Source organism: Mesorhizobium sp. RSR565B (genome assembly GCF_054719465.1).
Map to the genome: position 1 here is coordinate 2242354 of NZ_JBTTIE010000001.1, position 24802 is coordinate 2267155.

Annotated in this window: 29 protein-coding genes; 15 read left to right on the forward strand and 14 right to left on the reverse strand. The window is 62.4% G+C overall.

Features of this window, described 5'->3' with window-relative positions:
• Nucleotides 1-27: 27 nt before the first annotated feature.
• The 3 genes from msrA to ACYG9R_RS10845 form a co-directional block, all read right to left on the reverse strand.
• The gene (gene msrA, locus ACYG9R_RS10835) at nt 28-753 is read right to left on the reverse strand and encodes a peptide-methionine (S)-S-oxide reductase MsrA (protein ID WP_023824046.1); all 726 of its coding nucleotides are present in this window, start codon (nt 751-753) and stop codon (nt 28-30) included.
• 111 nt (nt 754-864) lie between these two features.
• Nucleotides 865-1149 (reverse strand): hypothetical protein, encoded by a 285-nt coding sequence (locus ACYG9R_RS10840; RefSeq protein ID WP_023824047.1) that lies wholly within the window; start codon nt 1147-1149, stop codon nt 865-867.
• Between the two features lie 79 nt (nt 1150-1228).
• Nucleotides 1229-1930 carry a DUF1223 domain-containing protein gene (locus ACYG9R_RS10845; protein ID WP_023824048.1) on the reverse strand — a complete coding sequence of 234 codons (702 nt, stop codon included), beginning with the start codon at nt 1928-1930 and terminating at the stop codon, nt 1229-1231.
• 255 nt (nt 1931-2185) lie between these two features.
• On the opposite strand from ACYG9R_RS10845, the gene ACYG9R_RS10850 reads away from it, so the two are divergent.
• From ACYG9R_RS10850 to ACYG9R_RS10885, 8 genes are all read left to right on the forward strand, one after another.
• A complete protein-coding gene (locus ACYG9R_RS10850) occupies nt 2186-2497 on the forward strand; it encodes an endonuclease domain-containing protein (protein ID WP_050590520.1) in 312 nt (103 codons plus the stop codon).
• A gap of 141 nt (nt 2498-2638) precedes the next feature.
• Nucleotides 2639-4444, forward strand: coding sequence for a translation elongation factor 4 (lepA, locus tag ACYG9R_RS10855; protein ID WP_023824050.1), 1806 nt, complete (start codon nt 2639-2641; stop codon nt 4442-4444).
• A 63-nt stretch (nt 4445-4507) separates the two neighbouring features.
• Nucleotides 4508-5320, forward strand: a complete 813-nt coding sequence (locus ACYG9R_RS10860) for a DNA adenine methylase (protein ID WP_032886162.1) — start codon at nt 4508-4510, stop codon at nt 5318-5320.
• Nucleotides 5304-5870 (forward strand): hypothetical protein, encoded by a 567-nt coding sequence (locus tag ACYG9R_RS10865; protein WP_023824052.1) that lies wholly within the window; start codon nt 5304-5306, stop codon nt 5868-5870. The genes ACYG9R_RS10860 and ACYG9R_RS10865 overlap by 17 nt, the downstream gene beginning before the upstream one ends.
• Nucleotides 5867-7042, forward strand: coding sequence for a DGQHR domain-containing protein (locus ACYG9R_RS10870; protein WP_023824053.1), 1176 nt, complete (start codon nt 5867-5869; stop codon nt 7040-7042). The genes ACYG9R_RS10865 and ACYG9R_RS10870 overlap by 4 nt, the downstream gene beginning before the upstream one ends.
• Before the next feature lie 418 nt (nt 7043-7460).
• On the forward strand, nt 7461-7808 hold the full coding sequence (locus ACYG9R_RS10875) for a hypothetical protein (protein ID WP_023824054.1): 348 nt from the start codon (nt 7461-7463) through the stop codon (nt 7806-7808).
• Between the two features lie 313 nt (nt 7809-8121).
• On the forward strand, nt 8122-8493 hold the full coding sequence (locus tag ACYG9R_RS10880) for a hypothetical protein (protein WP_023703874.1): 372 nt from the start codon (nt 8122-8124) through the stop codon (nt 8491-8493).
• 96 nt (nt 8494-8589) lie between these two features.
• Entirely contained in the window at nt 8590-8961 is a 372-nt protein-coding gene (locus ACYG9R_RS10885; protein ID WP_023824055.1) for an endonuclease domain-containing protein, read from the forward strand.
• Nucleotides 8962-9078: 117 nt separating this feature from the next.
• Here the strand turns inward: ACYG9R_RS10885 and ACYG9R_RS10890 are convergent, their stop codons facing one another.
• Nucleotides 9079-9399: a hypothetical protein gene (locus ACYG9R_RS10890; RefSeq protein WP_023692961.1), complete on the reverse strand. Its 321-nt coding sequence runs from the start codon at nt 9397-9399 to the stop codon at nt 9079-9081.
• Between the two features lie 163 nt (nt 9400-9562).
• Between ACYG9R_RS10890 and mbfA the strand changes: the two genes are divergently transcribed.
• Nucleotides 9563-10546, forward strand: a complete 984-nt coding sequence (gene mbfA, locus ACYG9R_RS10895) for an iron exporter MbfA (protein ID WP_023824056.1) — start codon at nt 9563-9565, stop codon at nt 10544-10546.
• Between the two features lie 160 nt (nt 10547-10706).
• On the opposite strand, the gene ACYG9R_RS10900 is transcribed toward mbfA, so the two are convergent.
• The 3 genes from ACYG9R_RS10900 to ACYG9R_RS10910 form a co-directional block, all read right to left on the reverse strand.
• Nucleotides 10707-11051: an antibiotic biosynthesis monooxygenase family protein gene (locus ACYG9R_RS10900; RefSeq protein WP_023692960.1), complete on the reverse strand. Its 345-nt coding sequence runs from the start codon at nt 11049-11051 to the stop codon at nt 10707-10709.
• Nucleotides 11048-11404 carry an NIPSNAP family protein gene (locus tag ACYG9R_RS10905; protein ID WP_023692959.1) on the reverse strand — a complete coding sequence of 119 codons (357 nt, stop codon included), beginning with the start codon at nt 11402-11404 and terminating at the stop codon, nt 11048-11050. Before ACYG9R_RS10905 ends, ACYG9R_RS10900 begins: the two co-directional genes overlap by 4 nt.
• A gap of 85 nt (nt 11405-11489) precedes the next feature.
• A complete protein-coding gene (locus ACYG9R_RS10910) occupies nt 11490-11693 on the reverse strand; it encodes a DUF1127 domain-containing protein (RefSeq protein ID WP_023824057.1) in 204 nt (67 codons plus the stop codon).
• Between the two features lie 69 nt (nt 11694-11762).
• Here ACYG9R_RS10910 and ACYG9R_RS10915 point away from each other — a divergent pair, with 69 nt between their 5' ends.
• The gene (locus tag ACYG9R_RS10915) at nt 11763-12467 is read left to right on the forward strand and encodes an ArsR/SmtB family transcription factor (RefSeq protein WP_023824058.1); all 705 of its coding nucleotides are present in this window, start codon (nt 11763-11765) and stop codon (nt 12465-12467) included.
• 111 nt (nt 12468-12578) lie between these two features.
• On the opposite strand, the gene ligD is transcribed toward ACYG9R_RS10915, so the two are convergent.
• Together ligD and ku are read right to left on the reverse strand one after the other, a co-directional pair.
• Entirely contained in the window at nt 12579-15089 is a 2511-nt protein-coding gene (ligD, locus tag ACYG9R_RS10920) for a DNA ligase D (RefSeq protein ID WP_023824059.1), read from the reverse strand.
• A gap of 11 nt (nt 15090-15100) precedes the next feature.
• Nucleotides 15101-15967 carry a non-homologous end joining protein Ku gene (gene ku, locus ACYG9R_RS10925; protein ID WP_023824060.1) on the reverse strand — a complete coding sequence of 289 codons (867 nt, stop codon included), beginning with the start codon at nt 15965-15967 and terminating at the stop codon, nt 15101-15103.
• Between the two features lie 345 nt (nt 15968-16312).
• On the opposite strand from ku, the gene ACYG9R_RS10930 reads away from it, so the two are divergent.
• Both ACYG9R_RS10930 and ACYG9R_RS10935 read left to right on the forward strand, forming a co-directional pair.
• Complete coding sequence (locus ACYG9R_RS10930; RefSeq protein ID WP_196813601.1) at nt 16313-16462, forward strand: hypothetical protein; 150 nt, start codon at nt 16313-16315, stop codon at nt 16460-16462.
• 179 nt (nt 16463-16641) lie between these two features.
• A complete protein-coding gene (locus ACYG9R_RS10935; protein ID WP_031199395.1) occupies nt 16642-17067 on the forward strand; it encodes a thiol-disulfide oxidoreductase DCC family protein in 426 nt (141 codons plus the stop codon).
• Between the two features lie 277 nt (nt 17068-17344).
• On the opposite strand, the gene ACYG9R_RS10940 is transcribed toward ACYG9R_RS10935, so the two are convergent.
• Nucleotides 17345-17806 carry a RidA family protein gene (locus ACYG9R_RS10940; RefSeq protein WP_023687546.1) on the reverse strand — a complete coding sequence of 154 codons (462 nt, stop codon included), beginning with the start codon at nt 17804-17806 and terminating at the stop codon, nt 17345-17347.
• Between the two features lie 235 nt (nt 17807-18041).
• Here ACYG9R_RS10940 and ACYG9R_RS10945 point away from each other — a divergent pair, with 235 nt between their 5' ends.
• Together ACYG9R_RS10945 and ACYG9R_RS10950 are read left to right on the forward strand one after the other, a co-directional pair.
• Nucleotides 18042-18410 carry a YciI family protein gene (locus ACYG9R_RS10945; protein ID WP_023681239.1) on the forward strand — a complete coding sequence of 123 codons (369 nt, stop codon included), beginning with the start codon at nt 18042-18044 and terminating at the stop codon, nt 18408-18410.
• A gap of 7 nt (nt 18411-18417) precedes the next feature.
• Nucleotides 18418-19662 (forward strand): RNA polymerase sigma factor, encoded by a 1245-nt coding sequence (locus ACYG9R_RS10950; RefSeq protein WP_023824061.1) that lies wholly within the window; start codon nt 18418-18420, stop codon nt 19660-19662.
• A gap of 9 nt (nt 19663-19671) precedes the next feature.
• Here ACYG9R_RS10950 and ACYG9R_RS10955 read toward each other — a convergent pair whose 3' ends face one another.
• From ACYG9R_RS10955 to ACYG9R_RS10965, 3 genes are all read right to left on the reverse strand, one after another.
• Nucleotides 19672-20298 carry a glutathione S-transferase family protein gene (locus tag ACYG9R_RS10955; protein WP_023824062.1) on the reverse strand — a complete coding sequence of 209 codons (627 nt, stop codon included), beginning with the start codon at nt 20296-20298 and terminating at the stop codon, nt 19672-19674.
• Nucleotides 20299-20481: 183 nt separating this feature from the next.
• On the reverse strand, nt 20482-21456 hold the full coding sequence (gene cysK / locus ACYG9R_RS10960; RefSeq protein WP_023672045.1) for a cysteine synthase A: 975 nt from the start codon (nt 21454-21456) through the stop codon (nt 20482-20484).
• A gap of 177 nt (nt 21457-21633) precedes the next feature.
• Nucleotides 21634-22251: a LysE family translocator gene (locus ACYG9R_RS10965; RefSeq protein WP_023824063.1), complete on the reverse strand. Its 618-nt coding sequence runs from the start codon at nt 22249-22251 to the stop codon at nt 21634-21636.
• A 177-nt stretch (nt 22252-22428) separates the two neighbouring features.
• Between ACYG9R_RS10965 and ACYG9R_RS10970 the strand changes: the two genes are divergently transcribed.
• Nucleotides 22429-23334, forward strand: a complete 906-nt coding sequence (locus tag ACYG9R_RS10970) for a hypothetical protein (protein ID WP_023741988.1) — start codon at nt 22429-22431, stop codon at nt 23332-23334.
• A 23-nt stretch (nt 23335-23357) separates the two neighbouring features.
• Here the strand turns inward: ACYG9R_RS10970 and ACYG9R_RS10975 are convergent, their stop codons facing one another.
• Nucleotides 23358-24707, reverse strand: a complete 1350-nt coding sequence (locus ACYG9R_RS10975; RefSeq protein ID WP_023824064.1) for a PQQ-dependent sugar dehydrogenase — start codon at nt 24705-24707, stop codon at nt 23358-23360.
• Between the last annotated feature and the right edge of the window lie 95 nt (nt 24708-24802).

Sequence of the window (24802 nt, forward strand, 5' to 3'; positions counted from 1 at the left end):
CCCCCCTCGAGGGGGGAGATTAGGTGCTCAGCTCTTCCCCGCCAGCACGAGCACCGGCTTCTCGCTATACAACCCCGGGAACAGCGCCTTCAAATTCGCCACCTTGGGCAGGTCGTTGTAGACGATGTAGGGGTAGGTCGGGTTCAGCGTCAGAAAGTCCTGGTGATATTCCTCGGCCGGATAGAAGGTTTTGCCCGTCTCCAGCGTGGTGACGATCGGCTTGGCAAACACCTTGGCCTGGTCGAGCTGGGCGATGTAGCTCTGGGCGATCTTCTGCTGCTCGCCATTCTCGGCAAAGATGGTCGAGCGGTACTGGGTGCCCGAGTCCGGCCCTTGATAGTTCAGCTGCGTCGGGTTGTGGGCGACCGAGAAATAGACCTGCAGCAGCTGGCCGTAGGTCACCTTGGACGGATCGTAGGTGATCTCGACCGATTCGGCGTGGCCGGTGCGGCCGCTGCCGACCGTTTCGTAGACGGCGTTATCCTTGGCGCCGCCGGTGTAGCCGGAGACGGCCTTGGTCACGCCCTTGACGTGCTGGAACACGCCCTGCACGCCCCAGAAGCAGCCGCCGGCGAAGATAGCCTTCTCGCTGCCGCTGGCGGCCTTCTCGTCCATTGCCGGCGGCGGGATGACCACCGCGTCCTCGGCCGAACGCGCCGGGCTCTGCCAGAAGGCGGCCGCGGCGGCGGCGACGATGAGCGCGGCAAGCGCGCTCTTGAAGATCGGCGTTCTCGTCCTTGCAATGCCGGTCATGTCTGATCTCCTTGATGGTGGCGAAGACTATACGACAGAACGTCCCGCCTGGTTTCTCAAATTGCCGTGCCATGGCCCGGCCACTGTGCGGCCGGGCCATGGGATCAAGTCTTATTGCGCGGGCGCCATGGCGTCCGCCGGCTTCATCGCATCCGTTGCGGGTTTCATGGCATCGGCCGGCTTCATGGCGTCGGTGGCGGGTTTCATCGCATTCGTCGCCATTGGGTCGGCTGGCTTCATGGCATCGGTCGCCGGCGCCATGGCATCGGTAGCGGGCTTCATCGCCTCGGTTGCCATCGCCGGCTTCATGGCGCTGGTCGCGTCTTCGGCGCGGGCGCCGGCGGCGAAGGCGGTCATCGAAAGCGCAAAGGCGAGTGCGGTCAGGATCTTGGTCATGATGGTATTTCCTCCTTGAAGAGGGCGCGCGGATGCGGGCCCGGTTATGCCGCGCTAGCGGCGTTGCGTAGAAAAAGAATCAGTCGGCGGCTGCAGCCAGGATCGGCCCACCACCCGGCGACTGCACCAGCACCGCGGTGCTCAGCCCGCCGCTTGCCGCCGGCAGCGGCAGTGTGGTGGCGTCGCCGCTCCAGCTGCCGAGTTTCTCCAGCGAGTGCACGACATTGGCATGCGGCAGCGTGCGCCCGGTATTCTCGCCGCGCGCCACCGGCACTTCGATGACGCCCTTGTTGTAGCGGACCAGCCAGACATCGGCGCGGCCGGCCGGCGCGGAACCGGCGCCGATGCTGATCTTGCCGCCGTCGAGCGACAGCGTCGGCCCGTTCGTGTGACCGCTCGCGGAAATCAGCTGCTCGATCTCGCCGGGCGCTGCACCCACCGCATCGGCACCGCCATTGACCACGACCTGCGGCGTGAACGGGCCGGAGCGGCCGAGCGACGGCTCATAGCGCACCTGGCGCTGGGTAAATTCCTCGCGGCCGAAAATGTCCTTCCAGCCGAGATAGTCCCAGTAGGTGACGTTGAACGACAGCGCCAGAACGCCCGGCTCGTCCTTGACCTTGATCAGATTGGCATTGGCCGGCGGGCAAGACGAACAGCCCTGGCTGGTGAACAATTCGACCACGGTGAGCGGCTGGGCGAAGGCGGTGCCGCCAAGCATCATCAGCGCGGCGCCTACGGCAGCCAGCATGCCGGCGCGTTTTGGGTTAAGTCCAGTCATCGGGGGTCTCCGTTGCGGCGGGTTCATCCCACACTTCGCCGCTGCCCGAGGCTTCGTTACATGGTTCACCGCTTCGTGATTGGGGGCGGACGCGTCGTTGCCTTCTCCCCTTGTGGGAGAAGGTGGATCGGCGCGAAGCGCCGAGACGGATGAGGGGTGTTCCAGCGGAGTGAGACGTTGGTTAATCTAACGTCATGCCACATCAGCCCGTTCGCTCCTGCCAAACGAAACTTTGCCCATTCGCTCCGACGTGAAATGACGGAGGCGGAAGACAAACTGTGGCACGAACTACGTGACCGCAGGCTCGATCGGATCAAATTTCGGCGCCAAGTTCCTGTTGGAAAATACGTCGCCGATTTCGCTTGTCTTGAATCACTCCTCATCATCGAGATCGATGGGAGTCAGCATGCGGACTCAGAGTCAGACCAGGCCCGTAGAACGGAACTGGAGGCGAGAGGCTTTCGTGTGTTGCGCTTTTGGAACGACGATGTCCTGAAAGACATGGACAGCGTCTGCACCACGAAAATCGCTTATGTAAGGGATGTCAGTTTGCAGCCATGGCGGTGAAAGAACGCCGGCGTCAAGCTGGAACACCCCTCATCCGTCTCGGCGCTGCGCGCCGATCCACCTTCTCCCACAAAGGGAGAAGGCAAGGGCACCGCCACCGCCCGCTTGCCCCTGCAACCCGCCCCTGCTAAAGCGCGCGCCATGAGCACGCCTCTCGACCACATCCGCAATTTCTCCATCGTCGCCCATATCGACCATGGCAAATCCACGCTTGCCGACCGGCTGATCCAGTCCACCGGCGGGCTGGAGCTGCGCGACATGAAGGAGCAGGTGCTGGACTCGATGGACATTGAGCGCGAGCGCGGCATCACCATCAAGGCGCAGACGGTGCGGCTGAAATACCGCGCCAACAATGGCGAGGACTATATCCTCAACCTGATCGACACGCCCGGCCATGTCGACTTCGCCTATGAAGTGTCGCGCTCGCTGGCCGCCTGCGAGGGTTCGCTGCTGGTCGTCGACGCCTCACAGGGAGTCGAGGCGCAGACGCTGGCCAATGTCTACCAGGCCATCGACAACAACCACGAGATCGTCGTGGTGCTGAACAAGGTCGACCTGCCGGCCGCCGAGCCCGAGCGCATCCGCGAGCAGGTCGAGGAGGTCATCGGCATCGATGCCTCCAACGCCGTGCTGATCTCGGCCAAGACCGGTCTCGGCATTCCCGATGTGCTCGAAGCCATCGTCCACCAATTGCCGCCGCCGCGCGAGGGCGATGCGTCAGCACCGCTGAAGGCCATGCTGGTCGACAGCTGGTACGACGCCTATCTCGGCGTCATCGTTCTGGTGCGCATCATCGACGGCGTGCTGAAAAAGGGTGCGACCATCCGCATGATGGGTACCGGCGCAAAACATCTGGTCGAGCGCACCGGCGTGTTCACGCCCGCCCGCATCAATGTCGACGAGCTCGGCCCCGGCGAGTTCGGCTTCTTCACCGGCTCGATCAAGGAAGTGGCCGACACACGCGTCGGCGACACCATCACCGAGGACAAGCGCCAGACCGCGCACGCGCTGCCCGGCTTCAAGCCGGCGCAGCCGGTGGTGTTTTGCGGCCTGTTCCCGGTCGACGCCGCCGATTTCGAGGATCTGCGCGCCGCCGTCGGCAAATTGCGCCTCAACGACGCCAGCTTCTCCTATGAAATGGAGACCAGTGCCGCGCTCGGCTTCGGCTATCGCTGCGGCTTCCTCGGTCTGCTGCACCTGGAAATCATCCAGGAGCGGCTGGAGCGCGAGTTCAACCTCGACCTGATCGCCACGGCGCCGTCCGTCGTCTACCGGCTGCTGCTCACCGACGGCTCGACGAAGGAGCTGCACAACCCCGCCGACATGCCTGACGTGGTGAAAATCTCGGCCATCGAGGAGCCGTGGATCCGCGCCACCATCCTGACGCCCGACGACTATCTCGGCGGCATCCTGAAGCTTTGCCAGGACCGGCGCGGCATCCAGGCCGACCTCTCCTATGTCGGCAAGCGCGCCATGCTGATCTACGACCTGCCGCTCAACGAAGTCGTGTTCGATTTCTACGACCGGCTGAAGTCGATCTCCAAGGGCTACGCCTCCTTCGACTATCACCTGACCGACTACAAGGAAGGCGATTTGGTGAAGATGTCGATCCTGGTCAATGAGGAGCCGGTCGACGCGCTGTCCATGCTGGTCCACCGCACCGCGGCGGAAAAGCGCGGCCGCCAGATGTGCGAGAAGCTGAAGGAGCTGATCCCGAACCACCTCTTCAAGATCCCGATCCAGGCCGCCATCGGCGGCAAGGTCATCGCCCGCGAAACCATCTCGGCGCTGCGCAAGGACGTGACCGCGAAGTGCTACGGCGGCGACGTGTCCCGCAAGCGCAAGCTGCTCGACAAGCAGAAAGAGGGCAAGAAGCGGATGCGGCAGTTCGGCAAGGTGGATATCCCGCAGGAGGCGTTTATTCAGGCGCTTAAGATGGGCGACTAGTAGTCCTCACCCCACAGATTGACGAATAGTCAAATTCAGTTCAGTTTGTTCAAGGGGGTGACCATGTCGATCAAGCCATTCTTAAAATGGGCTGGTGGAAAGCGTTGGCTGGCGAAGCGGGATAGCTTTCAGATTTCTCAATATTCTGGACGATATTTTGAGCCGTTCCTCGGAGGAGGAGCGATCTATTTCGCCCACAGCCCCAAGAGGGCAGTGCTGTCCGACCTAAATAGTAGGTTGATCGATGCGTACACCGCCATTCGCGAGAATTGGGGCAAGGTACAGTGCCTTCTAAATTCACACCAGAAAGCACACAGTTCCGAATATTATTACGGCGAAAGAAGTAGGCAAGCATCCGATTTATTTGATCGAGCTGCTCAGTTTCTATATCTGAACAGAGCGTGCTGGAACGGCCTCTATAGAGAAAACCTGAAAGGGGAATTTAACGTCCCAATAGGCACGAAACAGAAGATTGTTTTTGAGGACGACGATTTCGCAAAAGTATCAGAACTCCTGAAAGGAGCTGATATAATTTGCAGCGACTTTGAAGCCGTTGTGGATTTAGCGACGGATGGGGACTTTTTATTTATTGACCCGCCGTACACGACAGCCCACAATATGAATGGATTTGTGAAATACAATGAAAAGATCTTCTCTTGGGAAGATCAAGTAAGGCTGAGTCAAGCTCTAAGACGGGCCGCGGAGCGGGGGGCTGAGTTTTTGATGACGAACGCGAACCATCAATCTATTTTGGATTTGTATCATGACTTTGAATCATTTGTAACTCTGCCTCGGCAGTCCGTTATTTCAGGCTCGTCGCGGGGCAGGCAGATCACAACCGAAGTGTTGATAAAGAGCTATGAAGATCCGAGCTGAGCATTGGCTGAAGGCCTTGTATAGGGCCGATAGAGAGACCTGGTCTAACTCTATCAAAGAAGTTGTTACGATAGGACTAGTGTCGCTGATGCCGCTAATTTTGGCGGCGTTTGCCGTATACCTGAGGTATCTTATAGAGCATCCCGAACCGTCAAAGGAATTTCCTCCGCTGGGATTTTGGGAGGTACTCTCGACCACATTGTTTAATGGGCAATTGCTGTTTTATGCCATGTCATTTGTTGCGGCCGTGGTGTGGTATTCGTCGGCGGACCTAAAGAGGGACTTTCCGCTTAGAATTTACTTTTGGCTTATATCTCTGGCATTCTGTGTTGTTTGCGCGACAGTGATTGGTATCGATCCGACCTCGAACAAGATAGCCATCGGGCCGGTAAAGGTGACATCAATTGTTGTGTATCTGACGTCTGCAGTGCTCTACCTGTTGATACTTATGTTTCGGCAACTGGATCCGGCAGATGTCGATAGGGACTTTAGAGACGGCGAGGATGAAACCGAGCGGAGTTTACGCGAGCTCCGGGAGAGCGCGAAATGATTCGCGAAAGTTCAAAGTCGCTCGCCGTTCCTGTTGTGAGGGTGACCCAACCAATCGGCGACTTCTACGTGGGTGCGATCGGGTCTCGCGACTTATTTGAGATAACCTATTTCGACATCAGAAAGATTTTGATTGAAGACGGACTCGATACCTATTTGGGAATTCAACGGCAGTTGAACCCAAAACGGGTAGACGAAATTCGGCAGTATGTGCGTTCAGCCGACGCGACGTTCCCAACGGCCGTTATTCTAGCTGTGCCAGAAAATTGCGTGGAATTGTCTCCCGTAGAGAAGAATGGCGATAGATTTTTTAATATGAAACTGTCTAATTTTCCCGCCCCGGAAAGTGAGGATGAGCGGATCCTATATAGGCAAATTGCCCGCGTGATTGATGGGCAGCATCGTATTGCGGGCCTTGAGAAGTATCCGGAAACAAACTTCGAGGTAAACGTCTCGATATTTGTCGGCGCGGACATTGCGGACCAGGCGAATATTTTTGCGACTGTCAATATCAACCAGAATAAGGTTAATCGGAGTCTCGTGTACGACCTGTTCGAGTACAGTAAATCGAGGAGTCCGGAGAAGACGTGCCACAATATCGCAGTGGCACTCGATAGAACCGAGGGGAGCCCGTTCTATAAAAGAATCAAGCGTCTGGGTATCGCCACCGAAGGCAGATACAATGAGACACTTTCGCAGGCTACGGTTGTGCAGGGTGTGTTGCAGTACATTTGCGCCAACCGCATACAGATCTTACAAGATCGCGATATCGGCAGACGCGGAAATCGCTGGCCCCGCGTCACTCCTCAAGAGGCGGAGAAGCTTGTTCTAAGACCGATGTTTGTAGAAGAGCGAGACGGTGAGATTGCTAATCTAATTTGGGAATATTTTAGTGCCGTTCAACAAAGATGGCCTACCGCTTGGGGGAATTCCGGTCGAGGGATCATGTTGAATAAAACGAACGGATTTGATGCGCTGATGCGTTTCTTCAGGAACGCATACCTGCACGTCACCTCACCGGGGAGTCCTGCAAAAAAGGACGATTTTCTGGCCATATTTTCAAGAGTTAAGCTAACCGACGATGATTTTAACATAGAGAGATATGTGCCAGGCACATCTGGGTCTGCAAAGTTATATAGAGATCTTCGTGAGACGTCTGGAATTGCCTACTAGCCGAATGGCTGCCGATGGCTATCGTGAAGCTATTTTCGCCTGACGCTCTGGTTGCCGCGATGCGCCCTTGCCGACCTCGGCGCCGCTGCCCGCCGCCGGCTATCCGTTCCTTGGTGCTGACGTTTGCCGGGTGGATCTGGGCCTTGCTGAAGACGCCGGGTGATTGACGCGATCTGGCGGCTGGCGCCGCTGCGCTAATCTCCCCCCTTGAGGGGGAGATGTCACCGAAGGCGACAGAGGGGGTCGCCTCGCGTGAAGTGCTAGCTTCGATCTGCGGCAACAAGGTTGAGCCCAGTCGGACCGCCCCCCTCTGGCCTGCCGGCCATCTCCCCCTCAAGGAGGGAGATTACCCGCTCGACCGCCTCGCGTCGCTTCTCCGCTCATGCTCTAGTTCCCGTCTCCGATTCGGGATCCCATCATGCTCCGCCTCACCCTTGCCGCCCTGCTCATCGCCACCCCGGCGCATGCCGCCGATATGGCGTTCTTCGTCAAGAACCTGCGCAGCCAGGCGGTGGCGGTGGAACTGTTCAGCCATGACCGCAAGATGTCGTGGCCGGGCGGCGACCAGGTGTTTCTGATCGAGCCGAGCTCGCAGAAATCGGTGCCGATCTCGTGCAATTCGGGCGAGAGTATCTGCTATGGCGCCTGGGTGAACGGCAATGATGCGGTCTCCGCCGGGGTCGGGCCGGATAATGACCAGCCGTGCGATACATGCTGCTTCATCTGCGTGGAGAAGACGACCGAGACGATCGATCTGGTGGAGTGAGGGGCGGGGTGCCGAGCTGCTAATCTCCCCCTTCGTGGGGGAGATGTCCGGCAGGACAGAGGGGGGCGCGAAGGATCGCCAGCGTATGGATCAGCAAGCCTAAAATTGAAATGACGCGGCTGCAGGAATGAGAGGTCGGCGGGACAGCGCCCCCCTCTGCCTTGCCAGGCATCTCCCCCGCGAGGGGGGAGATCAGCAGTTCCGCCCTTCGCCAATCACCCCAAAATCAGTCAGCCGCTCCCCTTCAATGTCAGCCGCCATCATGCGATGCTGGCCCCCTCGGCCGGGGGGCCGATTGCCTCGGGGGAACACCATGTCTTTCACTTGTCTGCGCCGCGTCGTCGTCGCGCTGTCGCTTGCGGCGCTGTTTGCGCCGGCGGCTCACGCCGCCGACATCACCTTCGCCGTCAAGAACAGCCATCCCAACGCCATGCGCCTCGAGCTCTACAGCCAGGACCGCGACTATGTCTGGCCGGGCAACGACAAGGATTTCTATCTCGACGACGGCGAGACCAAGCAGATCCCGGTGTCGTGCGACGAGGGCGAGTCCATCTGCTACGGCGCCTGGGTCGACGGCGACGAGGGAACCTATTGGGGCGTCGGCCCCAACAACAAGGAAAAATGCGAGGATTGCTGCTACACCTGCAATGGCGGCGAGACGGAGGAAATTGAACTGACGCCGTAGGAAGTACAGCCAATCTCCCCCCAAGTGGGGGAGATGTCCGGCAGGACAGAGGGGGGCGCCATAGAGCGCAAGCCTCGGCAACCACCGAGCATCGTAATGCCGCACACGCCTCTACCGCCTCGACATCGCGCAAACGCCAGATCGATGCGCAAAGTCCTGACGCCAGCCGAACTCAAGCTCTGGAACGAACTTCGTGCCCACCGGCTGATGGGGCTTGGCTTCCGGCGACAATTTCCGATTGCCGCCTACCTCGTCGATTTCGCTTGCCCGGAGAAGAACCTGGTCATCGAAGTCGATGGCTCCCAGCATGCGGACGCCGGCGCGGCTGCCGGTGATGAAACGCGGACATCGCACCTCGAACAAGATGGCTGGACCGTCCTGCGGTTCTGGAATGACGACGTCATCCGCGACGTCGACAATGTCTGCCAGCATATTGTGATTGCGGCTGGGCTTGGCGGCGCATCCTGAACGGTGCCGGTGCTGGGCTTTAGGCAGGGAAAGGTCGGCGGGACAGCGCACCCCTCTGGCCTGCCGGCCATCTCCCCCACGAGGGGGGAGATCGGATTTCGCCTTGGCTTTCGCCAGTTATCCCATCAACGCCCTCTGCCGCTTCGGGCCGCCCGCCTTGCGCCAGGAATTGAACCGGTGCGTCGCGGCGGCAAACGAGATCTTCATCTGCTGGGCGACCGAATAGCGCGACTTGCCTTCGTCGAACAGGCGGTAGCAGCATTCGACGCCCTCCTCGGTCAGCTTGCCGTCGGGCGCCTTGTTGTGCGGATTGGCGGGGTCGAATTTTTCGACTTGCTGTTCGACCAGGCCTTTCAGCCGCTGCAAATCGGCCTCGATGCTGGCGATCAGATCGAGGACGGGTTTCGGATCGAAGTGGTCGTGCGGCTTTGCCGTCATCTTGCTCATGCCTTTCGCTTGCGTGTCGCGACAATATAGGTGAACATTTGCCGATAATGAAGAGCGCGTTGCAATCCGGCGCTTCAACATTTCTTGACTGGTGATTGACCGCGGAGACTGCAGCGCCTAGTTTAGAATTGTTCTAAACTGGGGTGAATTTCTCATGCTTTCCCGTGTCTTCGGTTTCGGCCGCCGTCCTTTCGAAACGCTGTCGGAACAGGAGATCCTGGCGCTGGCAATTTCGTCCGAAGAGGATGACGGGCGCATCTACCGCGCCTATGCCGACGGGCTGGCGGACAGTTTTCCGCAATCGGCGAAAGTGTTCGAGGTGATGGCGGAGGAGGAGGACGGGCATCGTGATTCCCTGATCGAGCTCTACCGCAAGCGTTTCGGCGAGCGCATTCCGCTGCTGCGCCGCGAGCACGTGAAAGGCTATTACGAGCGCAAGCCCGACTGGCTGGTGCGGCCGCTGGGCATCGAGCATGTGCGCCGCCAAGCCGAAGAGATGGAGCGGCAGGCCTATCGCTTCTATGTGGAGGCGGCCAAGCGCACCAGCGACGCCTCGACCCGAAAACTGCTCAACGACCTTGCAGCGGCCGAGCAAAGCCATGAGAATTCGGCGCATCGGCTGGAGCAGAAACTTGTGCCGGGCGAGGTGAAGGACGAGGAAGCCAGCGCCGAGCAGCGCCAGTTCATCCTGACCTATGTGCAGCCGGGACTGGCCGGGCTGATGGACGGCTCGGTGTCGACACTGGCGCCGATCTTTGCCGCCGCGTTTGCCACGCACGACACCTGGCAGACGCTGCTGGTCGGCCTCGCCGCCTCGATCGGCGCCGGCATTTCGATGGGCTTTACCGAAGTCGCTTCGGACGACGGCAAGCTGTCGGGGCGTGGCTCGCCCATCAAGCGCGGCCTGACTGTCGGCATCATGACGACGCTGGGTGGCCTCGGCCACGCGCTGCCTTACATCATCCCGCATTTCTGGACGGCGACGGCGGTGGCGGCCGTGGTGGTGTTCTTCGAATTGTGGGCGATCGCCTTCGTGCAGAACCGCTACATGCAAACCCCGTTCCTGCGCGCGGCGTTTCAGGTGGTGCTGGGCGGGGCGCTGGTGTTTGCGGCCGGGGTGCTGATCGGGAATGCGTGAGCGCCAAGCGCCCCCTCACCCAGCCTCCGCTTCGCTCGGCTGACCTCTCCCCGAGGGGAGAGGAGATTTTCGAAGCCTGCGCCAGTCTCTTCTCCCCAGCGGGGAGAAGGTGGCCGCGAAGCGGCCGGATGAGGGGGCCTGGCGCGACGCCGATACCTAGTCACCCATTCACCGCCCTGCTATCCTCTGGCGCCTCGTCCCTCTCCGTCAGCCCGTAATCCCGCACCACATGCGCAATCCGCAGCCGGTAGCCGGCAAATATTCCGCCGCGGCCCGCATGCTGCGCCTGCCGGTGCTCTTCCGTGTTGCGCCAGGCTTTCACCGCTTCCTCGTCGCGCCAGAAGGACAGTGACAGGACCCGGTTGGGATCGCCCAGGCTCTGGAAGCGCTCGATCGAGATGAAACCGTCTATGCCGTCGAGCAGCGGCCGCAGTTCGGCAGCGATGCCGAGATAGGCATCGCGCTTTCCCTCAGCCGGTTGCACCTCGAAGATGACAGCGATCATATCTCCTCCTTGACCGCGGTCTGGAACAGCTGCCGCGGTCCATGCGGCCCCGACACCAGCTTCAGGAAGATGCGGTCCTCTTTCAAGATGAACTTTTCGCGGCGGGCGAATTCGTAATTGGCCTTGCCCGCCGGATCCGCGGCGAGACGGGCGCGATATGCTTCGTAGGCGGCGAGGCTGTCGATGCTGTAGGCGGCGTAGGCGGTGGTGGCCGAGCCCTCATGCGGGGCGTAGTAGCCGATCAGATCGGCGCCGCAGCGCGGGATCGCCTGGCCCCAGGCCTTGGCATATTGCTCGAAGGCCGGCTTGCCGAACGGGTCGATCTCATAGCGGATGAAGCAGGTGATGGTCATCGTGATCTCCTTGGGTTTCGCATCGATAGTTCGAGCGGCGTCGAAACGTTGTGCCGCAGGGTCTGCTAAGCAAAAGCGCTGGCGGTCAGGCCTGCCAGAAGGATTTTGCGCATTCGCGGCGCACATCCTCACGGGTCAGGCCGAGATCGCGCAGCAGATGGTCGTTGACCTCCGCGAGGTCTAGCCGCTGCAGATGGCGGTCGTACCAGCGGGCGAGAAGCCGCCGTTGCAGCCAGGTGACGAACGGGAACGGCCGGCAGCTGGCGAGTGGGGCGGAAGCGGTTGGCATCGGCGTTCTCCTTGATCCCGCCCGACAATAATGCTTATCTGACGAGAATGCTTCGATGGAGGCCTAACTATGCGTGAAGGACCCGACATTGCCCGCATCGCCAGCCTGGTCGGCGATCCGGCGCGGGCAAACATGCTGAATGCGCTGATGGGCGGCACGGCTTTGACGGCGAGCGAACTGGCGCTGGAGGCCGGCGTCTCGCTGCCGACGGCGTCCTCGCATCTGTCGAAACTGATGGAGGGCGGGCTTTTAACTTTGGCCAGCCAGGGACGGCATCGCTATTACGGCCTCGCCGGGCCGCAGGTTGCCGGCATGATCGAGGCCATCACCGGGGTGGCCGAAGCGGTTGGTCCCAAGCGCGTGCGGCCCGGCCCGCGCGACGGCGCCATGCGCGTCGCCCGCGTCTGCTATGACCATCTCGCCGGCGAGCAGGCGGTGGCGATGCTGGACCGGCTCGTCGCGCGCGGCATCCTGTTGCGCGACGACAATGAGACCAAGCTCGGGGAGATCAGGCCGGGGCAGATCCGGCTCGGGCCGTCGGCGGCGTCGCATTTTTCCGCCCTCGGCATCGATGTCGGCGCCAGGCCGCGCCGGCCGGTCTGCCGCGCCTGCCTCGACTGGAGCGTGCGCCGCTCGCACCTTGCGGGAACGCTGGGCGCGGCTATTCTGGACAAGATCCTGGCGGAGAAATGGGCAAGGCGGGAGAAGGACAGCCGCGCGGTGGTGTTTTCACCGCCGGGGAAGCAGGCGTTCGAGCGGGTGTTTTTGGCGTAGAGGTTCGGCAGCGCTAATTGGGCGACGCTGGCGGGACAGCACCCCCCTCTGTCCTGCCGGACAGAGGGGGGTGTGACGGAACGCTTGCGTAGCAGGTGAGGCGCGCGACGCTCACCCCCACTTCAGCACCTTCGCCTGCTCGAAGAAATCCGCCCACGGATCGGCCTTCTCCAACTCCTTCAGCGTCGTCTTGTCGCCGATCGGGAAGGAATTCGGCGCCAACCCTTTTTCAACCTTCGCCCACGTTACCGGCACCGACACCGTCGCGCCCTTCTTGGCGCGGGAAGAGTAGGGCGCGACGGTCGTCGAGCCCCTGCCGTTGCGCAGATAGTCGACGAAGATTTTTCCCGTGCGCGCCTTTTTCGACAGCGTCGCGGTGTAGCGGTCGGGCGCGGCCTGCTCCAGCGCCTTGGCGAAATCATGCGAGAAGGTTTTGACCGCCTCCCAATCCGCCGACGGCTTCAGCGGCACCAGCACGTGATAGCCCTTGCCGCCTGACGGCTTGACGAAGTTCGGCAGCGACAGATCGTCAAGCTTGCCCCTGATGTCGAGCGCGGCCTCGCGCACCGCCTTGACGTCGACGCCTTCATCGGGATCGAGATCGAAGATGATCTGATCCGGCTTTTCCAGCTCCTCGATCTTGCAGCCCCAGATGTGGACCTCGACCACGCCATACTGGACCAGAGCGGCAAGGCCGTCGAAATCGCGGATGAACAGGATTTCCTCGCCATCGGTCGGGTCCTTCATCCGGGCAATCTTGTCGCTCATGCCGGCCGAAGCATGTTTCTGGAAGAAGCGCGGGCCGCCGATGCCATCCGGCGCCCGGACCAGGCTGAGCGGCCGATTGACGACGAACTGCTCCATGCGCGGCCAGACCAGCGCGTAGTGTTCGAGCAAGTCCTGCTTGGATATTTTTTCCTCGGGCCACAGCAGCTTGTCGGGATGGGATAGTTTTACGCTGGTCGTGATCGTCGCGGGCGCCTTAGCCCCGGCGGCCTTGCCGGCGCCGCCTGCCGCCGGCTTTGCCTTGTTTGCCGCCTTCGATGGCTTTTCCTGCACGACTTCCTCCCCCGGCTTGTCCTCGCGCAGTCCCTGGAACGACGCGTGGCGTATTATACGGTCCGAGGTCCAGCTGCGGAACTCCACTTCGCCGACAAGTTCGGGCCTGACCCAGACCAAACCCTTGCCCTTTGGCACCGCGGCGGCAAACGGCGAGGCGTCTGCCTTCAGCGCATCGAGTTTTTTCTTCAAATCGGTGGCGCTCCTGGCTGTGAAGCCCGTGCCGACGCGGCCGGCATAGTGGAGCTTGCCGCCCTCGTGGTAGCCGACCAGCAGCGAACGCAGGCCGCGGCCGGTCTTGTCCGAGGGCAGATACCCGCCGATGACGAATTCCTGGCGGGCCGTGCATTTCGACTTCACCCAGCTTGGGCCACGGCCGCTGCGGTAGGGCGCATCGGCGCGCTTGGAGACGATGCCTTCAAGGCCCATGCGGCAGGCGTGCTGCAGCATGATCTTGCCCGGTTCCGCGAAATGGTCGCTGAAGCGAACAGCGGCATTTTCGGCTGTCTCGCCGAGCAGCTCCTGCAGCGCCTGCTTGCGCTCGACCAGCGGCTCGCGGCGCAAATCCTTGCCGTCAAGCCGCATCAGGTCGAACACATAGTAGGTGAAGCGGTCGGTTCGATTGGCGGAGAGATCCTGCTGCAGCAGCGAGAAGGACGAAACGCCGCTGTCGGCGAGCACGACGATCTCGCCATCGATGATGGCGTCGCTGCATTTCAGCTGGGCGAGTTCCGCGACGATCTCGGGGCCGAATTTCCCCGTCCAGTCGAGGCCGGTGCGGGTCAGCAGCCGCACCTCCGTGCCGGCGATCTGCGCCTGCATGCGGTACCCGTCGAACTTCACCTCATGCAGCCAGTCCTCGCCGGGCGGCGCCTCGCGCTCCAGCGTCGCCAGCTGCGGCTCGACGAAGTCGAGGCGCTTGCCGGCTTTCGCCTTGCTGGATGCCGCGGGCTTGTTGGAGTGCCAGACCTTCGGCTTCTTGCCGTCGGCGGTCTTGCCTTCCGCGACCTCTTCGATGGTCAGGCCGGACTTCACCGATTTCGGTGCGTCCTTCAGGATATCGTCGCCGGGGCGGGCGGCGGCATCGTCGGATTTGATCAGCAGCCAGTTGTCGCGCTTTTCGCCCGGGCGGGGTCTTAACCTGACCAGATGCCACCGCCCATTCAGCTTCTGGCCGTTGAGTTCGAAGTCGATATGGCCCTTTTTCATCGCCTTGGCGGGGTCGATCTCTGGCGTCCATGTGCCTTCGTCCCAGACGATGACGGTGCCGCCGCCATACTCGCCCTTGGGAATGGTGCCCTCGAAGCCGGCATAGTCGATCGGGTGGTCCTCGACATGCACGGCCAGCCGCTTTTCGTGCGGGTCGAGGCTCGGGCCTCGCGTCACCGCCCAGCTCCACAACACGCCCTCATGCTCGAGGCGGAAATCATAGTGCAGCCTGGTCGCGTCGTGCTTCTGGACGACGAAGATGCCGCCGGGCTGCTTGCCGCGCGCGACCTTGCCCGCCGGCTCGGCCGTCTTCTTGAAATCGCGTTTGGACTGATATTGTTCGAGGTTGGCCACGGCGCCGACCCTCAAGCCGACTTGCGCTTGGGCGCAGAAGCTTTCGCCTTGCCGCTTTTTGCCGCCGGCTTGGCCTTCTTCGCCGAGCCTTCCGCCTGGCCGCCATCGGACAGGCTCTTCTTTAGCGCGTCGAACAGATTGACGACATTGGACGGCTTGGGCGCGGCCTGCGCTTTCGGAGCCTTCTTTCCGGCCTTCTTGGCGCGGATCAGTTCGAGCAGCGCGTCCTCATACTTGTCCTCGAATGTCGACGGATCGAACTTCCCCTTCTTCTTGTCGATGATGCGTTCGGCCATATCGGTCATCTCCTGGTCGGTCTTCACCGCCTTGATGTCGCCGAAGATGCTCTCCGGCTCCCGCACCGTGTTGCCGTAGCGCAAGGTGGTCAGCACCATGCCTTTGCCGCGCGGCTCGATGACCACGGGCCGCTCGCGGCTATAGAGCACGACGCGCGCCAGCCCGGCCATCTTCTTGTCCGCCATGGCATCGCGAATGACGGCAAAGGCCTCCTCCGACACCTTGTCGGCGGGCGTGACATAATAGGGCGTGTCGAGATAGATCTGCTCTATCGAGGCTTTGTCGACGAAGCCGTCCAGCGCCATCGTGTGCGAGGACTCGATCTGCACCGCTTCGATCTCTTCGTCCTCGATATGGACGAACTCACCGGGGCTCACCTCATAGCCCCTGATCTCGTCGCCATCGCCCAGCGGCTTGCCGGTTTCAGAATCGACATAGATGCGCTTGACCGTGTTGCCGGTCTTGCGGTTGAGCACCCGGAACGAAACTTTTTCGGCGTGGGTGACGACGTTGGTCAGTTCGACAGCGCAGGTGACCAGCGACAGTTTCAGATAGCCCTTCCAGGCGGGGCGAGGTGCCATGGCGAACTCCTGCGCGATGCGGTTCAAGCGAGAACGGGCAAGGCCCGTTCCGGTTCCGGGCGCGCAACCAGGGGCATTTCGGCAGCGAGCATGGAAATTTCGAGAGGCTCGCCAAATCTGAAACAGAACCGCGCCCAAGCGACATCCAGACGAAACATATGTGATGCAAAAGTCACAATGCCGGAAATGGCGACGAACCACACCGAAAGACCCCCAAACAGCCGCATTCCGGCCACGAAGCATGGGGTTTTCGACCAAAGATTAACATCGTGTTCACCGACTATTCACGCCTCGACACTATGATCCCCGCAATCGGACGGGACATCCGAAAATCGGGACAGGGACTTGAGTAAAATGAAATTCTGGGGCCACATCGCCGGCTATGCCGCCGCCATCCGCGAGTTCATCGCGCCGACCTATCGGCCGGAGCGCTACTACATGCGCGGCCCGGGTCCGGCCTGCGCCCGTCGCGGCAGCTCGCTCGGCGCGCATTGATCATGACATTCGAAACGCGTCACGACAGCCGGATCTGCAGACCGGAGGCCGATCCCCGCGCAACCACCTATCGCGCCGAGCGCCCCGCGCTGGCCGCGAGAAGCCGTGCGACAACGCCGCGGCTTTGATCCCGCTGCCGGCGGGCTTAGTGTCTGAAGACACAAGCTGCCGGACGTCCCGTGACTTCTTCTCCTGAACCCTTCGATGCCAGCCAGCCATTGATCGTTTTCGACGGCGTCTGCGTGCTGTGCTCGGGCTTCGTACGCACGGTGGTCGGGCTCGACCGCAAAAACCGCTTCCGCTTCGCCACGGCGCAGTCGCCCTTCGGCGAGGCGCTGTTCCAGAGATACGGGCTGCGCACCGACAGCTACGAGACCAATCTGGTCCTTGTCGGCGGCGCTCCCTTCATGCGGCTGGACAGTTTCATCGCGGTGATGGCCGAACTGGGCTGGCCGTGGCGGGCGGCGAAAGCGCTGCTGCTCATCCCGCGCCCCTTGCGTGACTGGCTCTACGAACGCATCGCCAAAAACCGCTACGCCATGTTCGGCCGCAAGGACAGTTGCGAGATCCTGTCCGCCGCGATACGTGCGCGCGTGATCGGCTAATCACATGTCACCCAAAAGTGACCTCGGTTCCGGGAACGACATACGCAAAAAGAGCGGCGCGATGAGGCTTCTGGTCGTTGGCGGCTATGGCATTTTCGGCGGCCGCATCGTGCAATTGCTGGAGAGCGAGCCACGCCTGTCCTGCTCGTCGCCGGGCGCTCACTGGCCAGAGCCGAGGCCTTGTGCAACGCCCGCACCGGCGCGGCGGCGCCGCTCGTGCCGGCGCGCTTCGATCGCAACGGCGACCTCGCGCAAGGCCGGCCTGTTCGTTCGCGCCTCAGTCCGGCAGCGCCGCGACGGCGACGATCTCGATGACGATGTCTGCCTGGGCAAGCGCTGCGACGCCGATTACCTCCGAAGGCGGCGGATTGTTGTCGCTGCAATGCTTCGGACAATGCTCGGCGAAAAACGCGTCCAGCACGTCGAGACGAAAATTAGGCGAGCTGAGGACGCCGCCGTCGGGAAATGGCCCTTTGACGAAAAAGGTCAGCCTGATGAGATGGTCGAGCCCGCTGCCAAGTTCTTCCAGATCCGATTTGATGTTGCCGAGAACTTCCCGCCACTGCGCCGCGGCATCGCCGGCGAAGCCGCCACCCTTCTTGCCGGCCGGATCGTAGTCAGCCGATGTCGCGGTGTTGCCGCAGAGATAGACGGTGCCTTTCGCACCGCTGACGACCGTGCCTTTGCCCCATGGCATCAACCGGCCGTTCTTGAATTTCTTGTGGGTCACGAGTTCCATTCTCTTCTCCCATGCCTCGTGTGACGTGCCCGCCAACGACAGAGGATAGTGCTGTGCGGAGCCACGGCCAGTCCGCTGCCGGTCATCCGCCAGCAGACGGAGGAACATCTGGTCCTTGCGAAATCTCCTGGCGGAGGCGAAAGTTTTTTCTGAAGCCTGTCGAAATCGGCCGCCGCCGCGCGACATACGTCTGGCCCCGCTAGGACGCGGCCTTCGAAACCACGGGAGAAGACCCATGCGATACATGCTTTTGATCAACAGCGACGAAGCCGCGCAGGCGAACACGCCAATCGAGAAGGCTCAGCAGATGAGCGCAGCATATGCCGCCTATACCGAAGCGTTGAAGAAATCCGGCGCATGGCTCGCCGGCGAACGGTTGCGCCCGACCCAGGCGACCACCTCGGTGCGGATCACAGACGGCAAGACCAACGTGATCGACGGCCCCTATGCCGACACCAAGGAGCAGCTTGCCGGCTTCTACATGATCGAGGCGGCCGATATCGATACCGCCATCGACTGGGCGGCGCGCTGTCCGGCGGCGAGCGCCGGCACGGTCGAGTTGCGGCCGATCTGGGAAATGGCCGACTACATGCCCAAGAAATGAAACCGTGATGGACAATCGCCCGGAGATCGCGCGGGCGGCGGCCGAAGCGGCCGCCCGGCAGAGTTACGGCAAGCTGGTCGCCTGGCTAGCGGCGCGCACCCGCGACGTGGCCGGCGCCGAGGACGCGCTGGCCGAGGCCTTTGCCGCGGCGCTTGAGCGCTGGCCACAGACCGGCGTGCCTGAGAAGCCTGAGGCATGGCTGCTGGCCGTCGCGCGCCGCCGTGGCGTCGATGCGGTGCGCCGTCGGCTGACCAGCGAGGCGAGCCGCGACCATCTCAAGCTGATGGCCGAGGAGATGGAGGCGAGCATGGAAGACGAAGACCTGCCCGACGAACGTCTCAGGCTGATGTTTGCCTGTGCGCATCCGGCGATCGAAGCCAGCGTGCGGGCGCCGCTGATCCTGCAGACCATTCTGGGTTTCGACGCGGCGACGATCGCCTCGGCCTTCCTGGTTTCGCCGGCGACGATGGGCCAGCGTCTGGTGCGCGCCAAGAGCCGCATCCGCGAGATCGGCATTCCGTTCCGCGTGCCGGATCGCGCCGAACTCGGCGAGCGGCTGGGAACGGTGCTGGAAGCGATCTACGCGGCTTTCGCCGAAGGCTGGACCGACCCGGCAGGGACCGAGACGAGAGCGCGCAATCTGGCGACCGAAGGCATCTGGCTCGGGCGGCTGGTGGCATCGCTGATGCCGGACGAACCGGAAGCGCTCGGCCTGCTGGCGCTGATGCTGTTTGCCGAGGCGCGCCGCCCGGCGCGGCGCGATGCGGCTGGAGATTATGTGCCGCTCGCCGAACAGGATTGCCGTCTTTGGGATCACGCGCTGATCGACGAAGCCGAGGCGCTGCTGGGCCACGCCGCCACCATGAGCGTCATCGGCCGCTACCAGCTCGAAGCGGCGGTACAATCGGTGCATGCGACGCGGCGACGGACCGGCCAAACCGATTGGGCGGCGATCCGTAACTTCTACGATGCGCTGTCGGCGATATCAGGCTCGCCGGTGATTTCGATCAACCGCGCCGTGGCGATTGCCGAGGCCGAAGGGGCGGCGGCAGGACTGGCGGCGCTCTACGTGCTGGGCGACGACAAGCGGCTCAACGACTATCAGCCTTATTGGGCCGCTCGCGCCGGCCTGCTGGCCAGGCTCGGCAATGCGGCGCAAGCGGTCGAAGCCTATGACCGGGCGATCGGCCTTGAACGCGACCCCGCCGTGCGCCGCTTCCTGCAGGCGAAACGGGCGATCCTGCGAAATTGAAGCGTCCGTTCAGGCCGGCCACATCTCATGCGTGGTGTTGAGCCGTTTCATCAGCGGATGCGCGCGCAGCGCCGACCATAAGCGTTCGATGTTCGGCCAGTCGGCTCGCGCCTTGTCCATATCGGGGTGCCAGGCCACCAGCATGACGAGGTAGACGTCGGCCAGCGACATCGCGTCGCCGACCAGCCAGCCGCGCCCCTCGAGGGCTGCATCGACAATGGCGAAGCCGCGGTCCATCTCGGCAATGGCTGCCTGCTTGACGGCTTTCTTGCCGTCGGCATCGGTGGTGTAGCGATGGGCATAGTAGAGGCGCAGGATGGCGGGGTAGAGCACCGATGACATGAACGCCATCCAGCGCAGGAAACCGGCGCGATCCGGCGATCCCGCGGCCGGCGCCAGACCCGCCTCCGGATGGCGCTCGGCAAGCAGGATGCAGATCGCCGCCGATTCGGTTATCGATTGACCGTTGGGCAAGGTCAGCACCGGAACCTGGTTCAACGGGCTGATGTCGAGGAAAGCCGGGTCCGGCGGATCCTTCTTCGGCACGTCGATCTGGTCGAATTGCGCGTTTGCCAGCGCCAATGCGGCCTCGACGACGAAACCGCCACTGCCTGGGCGCGTGTAAAGTCTGTACATGAATGTCCTCCCCGGCCCACGCGGGCCGTTGGAGATTTGCACCGGCAGAGCGCCGCGCTCAAGCGGGTCGGTGCGGTGCCACGCGGTATTTTGTGCGGTCCAGACGGGAGCAAGCGCTGGAGATGTCGGCGGACAGAGGGGGTGACGGACCGCTACCTATCCGTCCTTCCCGCTCCGCGAAAACTAAGCTCCCAGCCCGTCGAACAGGATCGTCGACAGATAGCGCTCGGCGAAGGACGGGATGATCACCACCAGGTTCTTGCCCTTGTTCTCCGGCCGCGACCCGACGGCGATGGCGGCCTGCAGGGCAGCGCCCGACGAGATGCCGACCGGCACGCCTTCAAGGCGGGCGACGAGGCGGGCGTTGGCGACCGAATCCTCGTTGGAGACCTTGACGATCTCGTCATAGATCGAGGTGTCGAGGATCTTGGGCGCAAAGCCGGCGCCGATGCCTTGGATCTTGTGCGGGCCGGGCTGGCCGCCCGACAGCACCGGCGAGGCCTCCGGCTCGACGGCGACGACATGCACCGAGGGCTTGCGTTGCTTCAGCACCTGGCCGACGCCGGTGATCGTGCCGCCGGTACCGATGCCGGCGACGAAGATGTCGACCCCGCCATCGGTGTCGTTCCAGATCTCCTCGGCGGTGGTGCGGCGGTGGATCTCCGGGTTGGCCGGGTTTTCGAACTGCTGCGGGATGACGGCGTCAGGCAGGGTGGCGGCCAATTCGTCGGCCTTGGCGATGGCGCCCTTCATGCCTTTCGGCCCTTCCGTCAGCACCAGTTCGGCGCCGAGCAGCGCCAGCATCTTGCGGCGCTCCACCGACATGGTTTCGGGCATGGTCAGGATCAGCTTGTAGCCCTTGGCGGCAGCGGCGAAGGCGAGCGCGATACCGGTATTCCCGGAGGTCGGCTCGATCAGCGTCGTCTTGCCGGGTTTGATCCGGCCCGACGCTTCCAGCGCCTCGATCATCGAAACGCCGATGCGGTCCTTGACCGAGGCGATCGGATTGAAGAATTCGAGCTTGGCAAGAAGGTTGGCAACTACGCCCTTCTCCTTGGCGAACTTGTCGAGCCGCACCAGCGGCGTGTCGCCGATCGTCTCGGTGATCGAGTTGTAGACACGGCCGCGGCCGGGCACGCGCGCGGAAGGCTTGTTCATTGGTTTCGCTCCCAAATCAGATCAGGCAATTGGCGTCGGCGGACAGAATAAGGCTTTCGCCCGCGCAAGATAGGCTGCCGGCCGAAAATATCGAGTGGGCCGCTTGCTGAAAACGCTTGCCTTCCGAAGCCGCATTTCCGGATGGACCGATCGGCGGAATGAATTGCCTGAACCGATCTACTGACGTGCGGCAATGGCTGCGGCCGCGCCCACCATGAAGCCAGCGGCGGTGCGGTTCAGCGCCTTCAGCGCGCGCGGCGATTTCAGGAACCAGCGCGCCTTGGCGGCCAGCGCCAGATAGGGCACAAGCACCACGAAGAGCACGATAACGGTGAGCGCGACCAGGATGCCATAGTCGGCGAGCGTGATGGTCTTCAGGTCGACGATGGTCGGCGTGATGGCGAGGTAGAAGACCATCGTCTTCGGGTTGCCCAGCGTGACGGTGAGGCCGGCAAGGAAGCTCGATACCAGGCCGCCCTTGCCTTTCCTGGCCTCGACAGTCTCGGGCGTGATCCCGGCCGTCCAGAAACGCCAGCCGAGGAAGGCGAGATAGGCGACGCCCAGCCATTTGATGACGAGAAACACCATGCCGAAGCTTTGCGCGACAAAGGCAAGGCCGAGCACCACTGCGGTGAGATAAATGAGGTCGCCGAGCATCAGGCCGAACGACATCGCCAGCGACGAGCGGAAGCCGGATCCGAGCGCCCGCGCCACAAGCGCGGTGACGCCGGGGCCGGGAATGGCGGCGGCGATGCCCAGCGCAGCACTATAGGCAAGGAAGCCGGTGAGGGTCATGACGGTCGCACCTCCTGAGCCGCTCTGATGCCATGAAAGCCTGCAACGGCAAAACGGATTCGATTGCGCCAAGCAGGACATGAACGCCGGTCATCCTCGCCTGAAAGCGAGAGATGGTTCACTTACGCCCCGAAGGCGGTCGGCTATCTCGCATGGCTCCGAACGGCAGGAGCACCCATGTTAGCCAAAAGACTTCACATCCAGCTCATGAAGTGGATGCCCAACAACTATTCCGAAGCACGCGGTCATGTCCACGAGCTGGAATGGTATCTGTGGTTCGAGGGGCGTCAGGCTTTCAGCCTGTTCGACAAGGGCGATAGCGATGTCGTTCCGCAGACTGGATATTTTACCGACAGCCGGGACCCTGGCGCTCACCCCATTCGTCCGATGATCTATCCGCTGGTCGTCAACAACCGGTTCAAGGTGCGACTGGTGGCGATGGAGCGTGACGGACCGCAAAAGATAGACCCCGACGACACCGCCAAAGGCGAATTCTACATCGACCTCGACACCAAATATCCGCCGGTCTCCGACTGGCGCATCATCGCTGCCGATCCGCGCAACACCGACCTCAACGTGGAAGCGTCGTTCCAGCTGCAATGGCTGGACTATGTAGATACCGCCGAGATTGCCGAGGATGGCCCGCCACGCATCATCGACAAGTCCAACTATCCCTATCCCTGGGGCGCCAATGTGATGGTGTTCGAGCACTGGCTCGGGCTTGGCCGCAAGGCGCCGCTCAAACTCATCGACCCGAACCGCGCTTCGCGCCGCGAATACTGGATGATCAATGGCAATGCGGCCCGGCGCATGGTGCAGGACCTCTATCGCTTCAACGTCAACCAGCTTGGCGTCGCCAACGACACCATCAGCAGTGTTTACGTGCCGAAGCTCAATGCCGGCCACGTCACGGTGACGCTTTACGAACACGATTTCAGCGACGGCCGCTTCGCGCAAGGGGCGAAGAAGTCCTTCGGCTCGGTCGGCCTCTTCAATCTCAGGGATACCGGTTTCGATGACCGTGTCTCATCGGCCGAGGTGATCCATACCTATCCCAAGGTGATCCATCGGGACGTACATTAGGGCCGGTTGCGCAGTTCGCCGGCTCAGGACGGGCCGTCGACATGGGTGATGCGCCAGATGGTGCCGTTGCCATCCTCGGTGACGATAAGCGCACCGTCCCTGGCCACCGCGACGCCGACCGGCCGGCCCCAGACGGCGTCGTCGGAGAGGACGAAGCCGGTGATGAAATCCTGGTACTCGCCGGTCGGCTTGCCGTCGCTGAATCTCAGCCGCACCACCTTGTAGCCGGTCCTCATACCACGGTTCCAGGAGCCGTGCAGGGCGACGAAGGCGTCATCCTTGTACTCTGCCGGGAAATTGCCGCCGTCATAGAAGGCGATGTTGAGCGGCGCCGAATGCGCCTGCATCAGCACGTCGGGCACGGTGACCGAGCCGGCGAGGTCTGGGCGCGCGCCCTCGTGACGCGGGTCCTCGTTGGCGCCGATATAATACCAGGGCCAGCCATAGAAGGCGCCGTCCTTGACTGAGGTGGCATATTCGAACGGCACATCGTCGCCGAGACCGTCGCGCTCGTTGACGACACACCACAGCGCGCCGGTGGCCGGTTGCACGGTCATGCCCGAACAATTGCGCAGGCCGGTAGCGAGGATGCGGCCATTCTTGCCGTCGGGGCCGAAGGCCAGCACGTCGGCACGGCCATCCTCGGAACCCCAGGTGGCGCCGAGTGGCTGTGATTTTGCCCAGGCGTCAAGGCCGCCCTTCGGTGCCTTCTGCATGCCCTCCGCGACGTTCGATCCGGAGCCGACCGAGAGATACAGCGTCTTCCCGTCCGGCGAGAAGGCGATATCGCGGGTCCAGTGGCCGCCGGTAGGGATGTCGGAGACAATCGTCTCCGGTTCGCCGAAGGCTTTAAGGTCGCCGTCGCGATAGGCGTAGCGGACCACGCTGTCGTTGTTGGCGACGTAGACCCATTGCGGCTTGTCGCCAGGCGGGTAGAAGGCGATGCCATAGGGCTGGTTGAGATTGTCGGCAAAAATGCCCTCTTCGGCCGGCTTCGCGCTACCCTTGGCCAGCCGATAGACGCGGATCTGGTTGGCGTCACTGTCGGCGACGAACAGGTCGCCGTTCGGCGCCACGCGCACGACCCGCGGATTGGAAATGCCGGAAGCAACCAGTTCGGCCGAAAACCCAGGCAGCAGGACGGGCTTCGCGCCCTCGGGCCGATCGCCAAGGCCGGCGCTGTTGGAGGCGGATTCGGTGATGTTGGGTCTTTTCAGATCATCCGGCCTAATCAGCCGGCGCACACCTGGCTTGTCGGCCTTCCAGTCGCCGAAAGCGTCCTTGCCGGTCAGCAGCAGTTGATCAGCCTGCTGGGCGAAGGCGCTGGTGGCCAGAAGCAGGGCAAGGCCTGCGAAGCCGGCAATCCGGATCATGCTGTTCTCCTCGAACTCGCGCCGGTCGGCGCGTCACGACAAGGGAGATATTGTGCGGCCGCCGCAAAAGAGAAGCGTGCGCGCGCAGATTCGAC